General features: G+C 63.9%; 7 protein-coding genes and 1 riboswitch. Of the genes, 6 read left to right on the top strand and 1 reads right to left on the bottom strand.

All coding sequences use genetic code 11. From position 1 onward, the window contains the following. Positions 1-106 precede the first annotated feature (106 nt). The gene (locus tag ACZ6YA_RS21475) at positions 107-400 is read right to left on the bottom strand and encodes a DUF1330 domain-containing protein (RefSeq protein WP_465899236.1); all 294 of its coding nucleotides are present in this window, start codon (positions 398-400) and stop codon (positions 107-109) included. A 78-nt stretch (positions 401-478) separates the two neighbouring features. Between ACZ6YA_RS21475 and ribBA the strand changes: the two genes are divergently transcribed. From ribBA to ACZ6YA_RS21445, 6 genes are all read left to right on the top strand, one after another. After that, on the top strand, positions 479-1,600 hold the full coding sequence (ribBA, locus tag ACZ6YA_RS21470; RefSeq protein WP_465899234.1) for a bifunctional 3,4-dihydroxy-2-butanone-4-phosphate synthase/GTP cyclohydrolase II: 1,122 nt from the start codon (positions 479-481) through the stop codon (positions 1,598-1,600). A gap of 308 nt (positions 1,601-1,908) precedes the next feature. After that, positions 1,909-2,934 carry an ABC transporter substrate-binding protein gene (locus ACZ6YA_RS21465; RefSeq protein ID WP_465899232.1) on the top strand — a complete coding sequence of 342 codons (1,026 nt, stop codon included), beginning with the start codon at positions 1,909-1,911 and terminating at the stop codon, positions 2,932-2,934. Further along, complete coding sequence (locus tag ACZ6YA_RS21460; RefSeq protein WP_465899230.1) at positions 2,931-3,848, top strand: ABC transporter permease; 918 nt, start codon at positions 2,931-2,933, stop codon at positions 3,846-3,848. The genes ACZ6YA_RS21465 and ACZ6YA_RS21460 overlap by 4 nt, the downstream gene beginning before the upstream one ends. 6 nt (positions 3,849-3,854) lie before the next feature. After that, complete coding sequence (locus ACZ6YA_RS21455; RefSeq protein ID WP_387528195.1) at positions 3,855-4,664, top strand: ABC transporter permease; 810 nt, start codon at positions 3,855-3,857, stop codon at positions 4,662-4,664. Between the two features lie 19 nt (positions 4,665-4,683). Next, positions 4,684-5,832, top strand: a complete 1,149-nt coding sequence (locus tag ACZ6YA_RS21450; RefSeq protein ID WP_465899227.1) for an ABC transporter ATP-binding protein — start codon at positions 4,684-4,686, stop codon at positions 5,830-5,832. Between the two features lie 45 nt (positions 5,833-5,877). Then, positions 5,878-6,083, top strand: a riboswitch (cobalamin riboswitch). 111 nt (positions 6,084-6,194) lie between these two features. After that, a complete protein-coding gene (locus tag ACZ6YA_RS21445; RefSeq protein ID WP_465899224.1) occupies positions 6,195-8,321 on the top strand; it encodes a TonB-dependent receptor in 2,127 nt (708 codons plus the stop codon). Positions 8,322-8,384: the final 63 nt, after the last annotated feature.

Here is an 8,384-nt window from a genome sequence, read left to right as displayed (position 1 = left end):
AGGCGAAAACCGCGTCCAAGCCTCAAATGTGTAAACCATGTCCCCGGTTTACTATGTAAACGATGTCTCCGGTCGTACACCCGCGAAGAGGCCGGTATTGATCAGCTCAAGGCTCGAAACCTTCAACAATGATGACCTCAGCCTTCGCCACACCCTGGCGATGGCTGCACGCCTCTTGATACAGATCGGACCTGTAGCAAGCCACAGCCTGCTCATACGATTCGAACTCGATCACCACGCTGCGCTGCGGCGTCGGCCGCCCCTCCATCGCCTCGCTCCTTCCGCCCCGCGCCAGAAAGCGCCCGCCAAATGCCACGAATGCAGCAGGCGCCCGCTGGGTGTACTGCTGATATTGCTCCGGGTCGGTCACATCCACGTGGGCGATCCAATACGCTTTCATCCGCTGCTCTCCTGTTGCCGAATTATTTATGTATGATGGTATACCATAATAATCACCCGACCACAGTGAGCGTGCAGCATGGCTTTCAACAGCATCGAAGAACTCCTCGAGGACTACCGGCAAGGCAAGATGGTCCTGCTGGTGGACGACGAGGATCGGGAAAACGAAGGCGACCTGCTGATCGCCGCCGAGCGCTGCGACGCCCAGGCCATCAACTTCATGGCCCGCGAAGCGCGCGGCCTGATCTGCCTGACCCTGACCGACGACCACTGTCAGCGCCTGGGCCTGGAGCAGATGGTCCCGGCCAACGGCAGCGTGTTCAGCACCGCCTTCACCGTGTCGATCGAGGCCGCCACTGGCGTCACCACCGGTATCTCCGCCGCCGATCGGGCGCGCACCGTGGCGGCGGCGATGGCGGCTGACGCCCGCCCTGAAGACCTGGTACAGCCTGGCCACATCTTCCCGCTGCGCGCCCGCGAAGGCGGTGTGCTGACCCGCGCCGGCCACACCGAAGCGGGTTGCGACCTGGCGCGCCTGGCCGGCTTCGCCCCGGCGTCGGTGATCGTCGAAGTGCTCAACGATGACGGCACCATGGCCCGCCGTCCGGACCTGGAAGTGTTCGCCGCGCAACATGGCATCAAGATCGGCACCATCGCCGACCTGATCCACTACCGCCTGAGCACCGAGCAGACCATCAAGCGCATCGGCGAGCGCGAGTTGCCGACGGTGCATGGCGCCTTCCGCCTGGTCACCTACGAGGACCGTATCGAAGGCGGCGTGCACATGGCCATGGTCATGGGCGATATCCGCCGCGAGCAGCCCACCCTGGTGCGCGTGCATGTGATCGACCCACTGCGCGACCTGGTCGGCGCCGAATATGCCGGGCCGGCCAACTGGACATTGTGGGCGGCGCTGCAGCGGGTTGCCGAGGAAGGCGCCGGGGTGGTGGTGATTCTGGCCAACCACGAATCCTCCCAGGCGCTGCTCGAGCGTGTACCGCAGCTGACTCAGCCCGTGCGGCCTTACCAGCGCGGGCAGTCGAAGGTGTACTCGGAAGTCGGTACCGGCGCGCAGATTCTTCAGGACCTGGGTGTGGGCAAGCTGCGCCACCTGGGGCCGCCGCTCAAGTATGCGGGGTTGGCGGGGTATGAGTTGGAGGTGGTGCAAAGCATCCCGTTCGAGCCCGGGATGTTGAGCTGAAACGGGGCACTTGTGGGAGCGGGCTTGCCCCGCGAAGGCGGCAGTGAATCCACCGACGCCTTCGCGGGCAATCCCGCTCCCACAGTGTGCCAAGCAGGGTCGAGAGATTAGTGATGGCCGGTCGCCTTATCCTCTTGCCAAAAGTTTGGAATACCATAATATGATATCCCGTAGACCTTAAAATTGCAGGCCGGCACCTACACTCAAGAACGGCCACTGACACTTTGTTTTAGCTGCTCCCCGAATACTGTTGGCGGGCGCGCCCAAAAAGCCCCGCCTCGAATAACAAAAGCAACGAGGGCGTAACCATGCTGTTGAGCAAACGTGTAACCGCAGTGCTGTCCGCCAGCCTGCTGACCCTGGCCTGTCAGGCCGTGCAGGCCGCCGACAGCCTGAACTTCGTCAGCTGGGGCGGGACCACCCAGGACGCCCAGAAAGAAGCCTGGGCCGTACCTTTTACTAAATCGACCGACATCAAAGTCGTCCAGGACGGCCCGACCGACTACGGCAAGCTCAAAGCCATGGTCGAGAGCGGCAACGTGCAGTGGGACGTGGTCGACGTGGAAGCCGACTTTGCCTTGCGTGCCGCCAGCGAAGGCTTGCTCGAACCCCTCGATTTCAACCAGATCAAACGCGACAAGATCGACCCACGCTTCGTCAGCGACCACGGCGTCGGCTCGTTCTTCTTCTCGTTCGTGCTCGGCTACAACGAAGGCAAGCTCGGCGCCAACAAGCCGGTGGACTGGACCGCGTTGTTCGACACCAAGACCTACCCCGGCAAACGCGCCCTGTACAAATGGCCAAGCCCCGGTGTGCTGGAACTGGCCCTGCTGGCCGACGGCGTGACGCCCGACAAGCTCTACCCGCTGGACCTGGACCGCGCCTTCAAGAAGCTCGACACCATCAAGAAAGACATCGTCTGGTGGGGCGGTGGCGCCCAGTCGCAGCAACTGCTGGCCTCCGGTGAAGCCTCGCTTGGGCAGTTCTGGAACGGCCGCGTCTATGCCCTGCAGCAAGATGGCGCGCCGGTGGGCGTGAGCTGGAAGCAGAACCTGGTCATGGCCGACTTCCTGGTTATCCCCAAAGGCGCCAAGAACAAGGACGCGGCCATGAAGTTCCTGGCCAATGCCAGCAGTGCCGAAGGCCAGGCCGAGTTCGCCAACAAGACCGCCTACGCCCCGGTCAACGTCGACAGCGTCGCCAAGCTCGACAAGGACCTGGCGCAGAACCTGCCGACCGCCTACGCCCAGGACCAGGTCACGCTGGACTTCGCCTACTGGGCGAAGAACGGCCAAGCCATCGCTGCGCGCTGGAATGAGTGGTTGGTCAAATGAAAGTCGCCATCAACGCCCTGCAGAACGCGCAAGGTGCCCCCACGGGCACCGGCGCCCCGCAAACCGCACCCCGGCGCGAACCCATGAGCCGGCGTTGGAAAGGCAGCCGTAACCTGCTGCCGGCCCTGCTGTTCCTTGGCCTGTTCTTCTTCGCCCCGCTGATTGGCCTGCTGCTGCGCGGGGTGCTGGAGCCGGTGCCGGGGCTGGGCAACTACGAGCAGCTGTTCGCCAACTCGGCCTATGCACGGGTGCTGTTCAACACCTTCTCGGTGGCCGGTGTGGTCACCCTGATCAGCGTACTGCTGGGCTTCCCGCTGGCCTGGGCGATCACCCTGGTGCCCAACGGCTGGGGCCGCTGGCTGTTGAACATCGTGCTGCTGTCGATGTGGACCAGCCTGCTGGCGCGCACCTACTCGTGGCTGGTGCTGCTGCAGAGTTCGGGGGTGATCAACAAGGCGTTGATGGCCATGGGCATCATCGATGCGCCGCTGGAAATGGTGCACAACCTGACCGGCGTGGTGATCGGCATGAGCTACATCATGATCCCGTTCATCGTGCTGCCGCTGCAGGCGACCATGCACGCCATCGACCCAATGGTGCTGCAGGCCGGCTCGATCTGCGGTGCAAGCCCATGGACCAACTTCTGGAAGGTGTTCCTGCCGCTGTGCCGCTCGGGGCTGTTCTCGGGTGCGCTGATGGTGTTCGTGATGTCGCTCGGTTACTACGTCACCCCGGCCTTGCTCGGCGGCGCGCAGAACATGATGTTGCCCGAATTCATCATTCAGCAGGTGCAGTCGTTCCTCAACTGGGGCCTGGCCAGCGCCGCCGCCGCACTGCTGGTGGTGATCACCCTGGTGCTCTTCTACCTGTACCTGAAGCTGCAGCCGGAATCCCCGGTCGGCAACGCGAGGTAATCCGCCATGCTTCTGTCTCCCAATGCCATGGGCCGCCCGCTGCGCACGGGCCTGTACCTGACCACCGGGGTCATCGCGGCGTTCCTGCTGCTGCCGGTGGTATTCATCATCCTGCTGTCGTTCGGCTCGTCGCAGTGGCTGGTATTCCCGCCACCGGGCTGGACCTTCAAGTGGTATGTGCAGTTCTTCGCCAACCCTGAGTGGATGGATGCTGCGCTGGCCAGCCTCAAGGTGGCCGTGCTGACGACCATCGCCGCCGTGTTGCTGGGCCTGCCTACCGCATTTGCCCTGGTGCGTGGCCGTTTCCCCGGCCGCGAGATGCTCTACGGGCTGTTCACCATGCCGATGATCGTGCCGCTGGTGATCATCGCCGTTGCGGTCTACGCGCTGTTTCTCAAGCTGGGCTACACCGGCACGCTGTTCGCCTTCGTGGTCAGCCATGTGATCGTCGCCCTGCCCTTCACCATCATCTCGATCATCAACTCGCTGAAGCTGTTTGACCAGTCGATCGAGGATGCCGCGGTGATCTGCGGCGCTTCGCGCCTGCAGGCAATTTTCAAGGTGACCTTCCCGGCGATTCGCCCGGGGATGATCGCCGGCGGCCTGTTCGCCTTCCTGGTGTCGTGGGATGAGGTGGTGCTCAGCGTGATGATGGCCAGCCCCGACCTGCAAACCCTGCCCGTGAAAATGTGGACCACCCTGCGCCAGGACCTGAGCCCGGTAATCGCCGTCGCCTCGACGCTGCTGATCGGCCTGTCGCTGTTGGTCATGGTCATTGCCGCCGCCTTACGCCGGCGCACCGAAGTCAACGCTTGATTGCGCGGAGAAAACAACAATGAGTGCAGTGATCAAAGACAACGCGCATAGCCAGACCCTAGTCAGCCTGCGCGGCCTGAACAAGCACTACGGCGACTTCACCGCCGTGGACAACCTGGACCTTGAGATCCAGGACGGCGAGTTCCTCACCTTCCTCGGCTCCAGCGGCTCGGGCAAGTCCACCACCCTGTCGATGCTGGCCGGCTTCGAAACCCCCAGCAGCGGCGAGATCCTGGTCGAAGGCCAGTCGCTGGTGAACGTGCCGCCGCACAAGCGTGATATCGGCATGGTGTTCCAGCGCTACTCGCTGTTCCCACACCTGAACGTGCGCGACAACATCGCATTCCCGTTGGCCATCCGCAAGCTCGGCGCCGCCGAGATCAACAAGCGGGTCGACGCCATGCTCAAGCTGGTGCAACTGGAGAAATTCGCCCACCGCAAGCCCTCGCAGATGTCCGGTGGCCAACAGCAGCGCGTGGCGATTGCCCGAGCGCTGGTGTACGAGCCGCGCATCCTGCTGATGGACGAGCCGCTCGGCGCGCTGGACAAGAAGCTGCGCGAAGACCTGCAGGATGAACTGCGCCAGCTGCACCGCCGGCTGGGCATCACCATCGTCTACGTGACCCACGACCAGGAAGAAGCCATGCGCCTGTCCCAGCGCATCGCCATCTTCAGCCACGGCAAGATCGTTGGCCTGGGTACCGGTTACGACCTTTACCAGAACCCGCCGAATGCCTTCGTCGCCTCGTTCCTGGGTAACTCGAACTTCCTGCGCATCAAGGCCAGCAGTCATGGTGCCGGCAGCTTTGAAGGCCAACCGGTGGCGATCCGCCTGACCCCAGGCCTGGCGGCCGGGCAGGACGCGCTGATCATGGTGCGCCCGGAAAAGGCCCTGGCCCTGACCACCGAGCAGGCCGCGCGCGAACCGTTGCCCGCGGGCTGGAACGAAGTCGTCGCCAAGGTCGGCGAAGTGCTGTTCCTCGGCGAAAGCCAGACCTGCCACGTGATGACTCCAGGCGGCACCGAACTGACGGTGAAAGCACTGTCGGCTGCCGGCATGCCGATGCAGCCTGGCGATACCGTGAAGGTCCGCTGGGCGGTGGCCGATGCGTGCATCTACACCGAGTGGGCGGAAAGCGACCTGAGCAAGTCGGCCGGCGCACACTGACCGTCACGGCAGGTAAATGATTGACGCGCGCCCCGACCAATGGTCAGATGCGCGCCAGTTTCAGGTGTCCTGCGCCGCCGTGCGCAGGGTGAAACGGGAAGCCGGTGCGTCGTGGTTCACGACAAGTCCGGCGCTGCCCCCGCAACGGTAAGCGAGTGAGGCCTTCGACACACCACTGTGCGCCTGCATGGGAAGGTGAAGGCGTCCTGACCCTCGCAAGCCCGGAGACCGGCCTGAAGCTTCACTTGGCAACCCGCGGTGGGCGGGCGCAGGCCGGTATCCGCGTGCGCGCCTGCGTGCGTGGTTGTGCCTTTGCGTGTTTTCCACCGGGATCCATTCATTCCTGCTGTTAGTGGAAAGACATGTCCCGTTCCCTCAAGCTCCACCCCCTGGCGGCCTGCCTGGCCGTCGCCCTGCCAGCCCTGGCCGATGACCATGACAACACCGTGCTGGCGCTGCCTTCCACGGCCATCACCGACACCCTCGATGCACACCAGGTCGACCTTGCCACGCCGACCCAGGCCGGCTCACGGCTGAACCTCAGTGCCCTGGAGACACCGGCCAGCACCAGCACGATCACTGCCGAGCAGATCCAGCAACGCAACAACCTCACCGTGCAGGACGCCGTGACCCGCTCGCCGGGCATCACCTTCGTCGGCAGCCCCGGCGATGGCGGCACCGGCCTTTCGGCACGCGGTTTTACCGGGCATGGCTCGGTGATGACGCTGTTCGACGGCGCGCGCCTGTATACCGGTGCCGGCACCCAGACCTTCCCGGTCGACCCGTGGATGGTCGAGCGCATCGATGTGATCCGCGGCCCGGCTTCGGTGCTGTATGGCGAAGGCGCCACCGGTGCGGTGATCAACGTGATCCCGAAAAAGCCCTTCAGCGGCGACATCCGCAACCACCTGCGCCTGGGCTACGGCTCCTGGGACCGCCAGCAACTGGGCCTGGACAGCGGCGGCAGCCTCAGCGAACGCCTGAGCTATCGCCTCACCCTCAACCAGCAGGCCGGCAACGGCTGGGTCGACCGCACCGACTCGCGCAGCCTGGCCCTGAGCGCCGCACTGCGTTTCGACGCCAGCGACGACCTCAGCTTCACCCTGGCCCACGAGCGCGGCGATGCCGAGCCGGCCAATTACTATGGCACGCCACTGATCGATGGCCATTACCGCAGCAGCCTGCGCAAGAAGAACTACAACATTCAAAACGATGTGCAGCGCTACCATGACGAGTGGACCCGCTTCACCACCGACTGGACGATCAACGACCAACTCAGCACCAGCAACCAGCTCTACTACATCAAGAGCCGCCGTCACTGGCGCAACGCCGAGGACTACAGCTGGGACGCCGACCGCGAGCAGCTGCTGCGCCAGAGTTACCTGGAAATCAAGCACAACCAGGAGCAGATCGGCGACCGCCAGACCTTCACCTTCGACCATTCGCTGTTCGGCCTGGCGAGCAAGACCGTGGTCGGCGCCGAGTACAACAAGGTGCGTTTCAACGTCGACAGCAACTCGCCATACAACGATGTTGGCGGCGACTACATCGACCCGTGGCAGCCGGCACCCGGGTATTTCCACAGCGACTCGCCGACACGCCCGCAAACCCTGTCCACTACCCACACCTTCGCCCTGTTCGCCGAAAACCGCCTGCAGCTGACCGAACGCCTGTCGCTGGTGACCGGCGTGCGGCGCGACCAGAACCACATCGACCGCGACAACCTCATCAACGACACCCGCAGCGACCGCAGCCTGAACGGCGGCAACTGGCGCGCCGGGCTGGTGTTCGCAGCCACCGACAACCTGTCGCTGTACGGCCAGTATTCCACCAGCGAGGACGGGGTGAACAACCTGGTCAGCCTCAGCCCGACGCAGATGAACTACGACCTGACCGAGTCGAAGCAGACTGAGCTGGGCCTCAAGCAGCGCTTCTGGGACGGTCGCGGCGAGTGGACGCTGGCCGCCTTCCATATCGTCAAGAAGAAGCTGCTGGTGGACGACCCGCTGACCCACGAGAAACAGCAGGCTGGACAGCAGACTTCCGATGGCCTGGAGGCGACTCTGGAACTGGCCTTGCCGCAACAGTGGCAGGTCTCAGCCAATGCTTCGCTGGTGCGTGCCAAGTATGACGACTTCGACGAGTTGGTCGGCGGCGTGCCCCAGGACCGCGCCGGCAACCGCCCAGCCAACGTGCCACGGCGTACAGCCAACCTGTGGCTGAGCAAGGGCTTCGGCCAGCAGGTCGAGGCTGGCATTGGCGCGCGCTATGTGGACGAGCGTTATGCCAACACCGCCAACACCCAGCGTGCGCCGGGGTATACCGTAGTCGATGCCAGTATCGGTTGGCAGGTATTGCCGGATGTGCGCATGGGGTTGCAGGTGAACAACCTGTTTGACCGGGAGTATGTGGCGTCGGCCTTCAGCGGTACGCAGTGGATCATGGGCGTGCCGCGGTCCTATTTTGCGACGGTGGATTACAGCTTCTGATGTAGGTTGCCTTTACCGGCCTCTTCGCGGGCAAGCCCGCTCCCACAGGTTCATCACTGAACG

This window comes from Pseudomonas sp. NPDC090752 (assembly GCF_055584805.1).
This window is presented reverse-complemented; position numbering and strand designations above follow the sequence as displayed.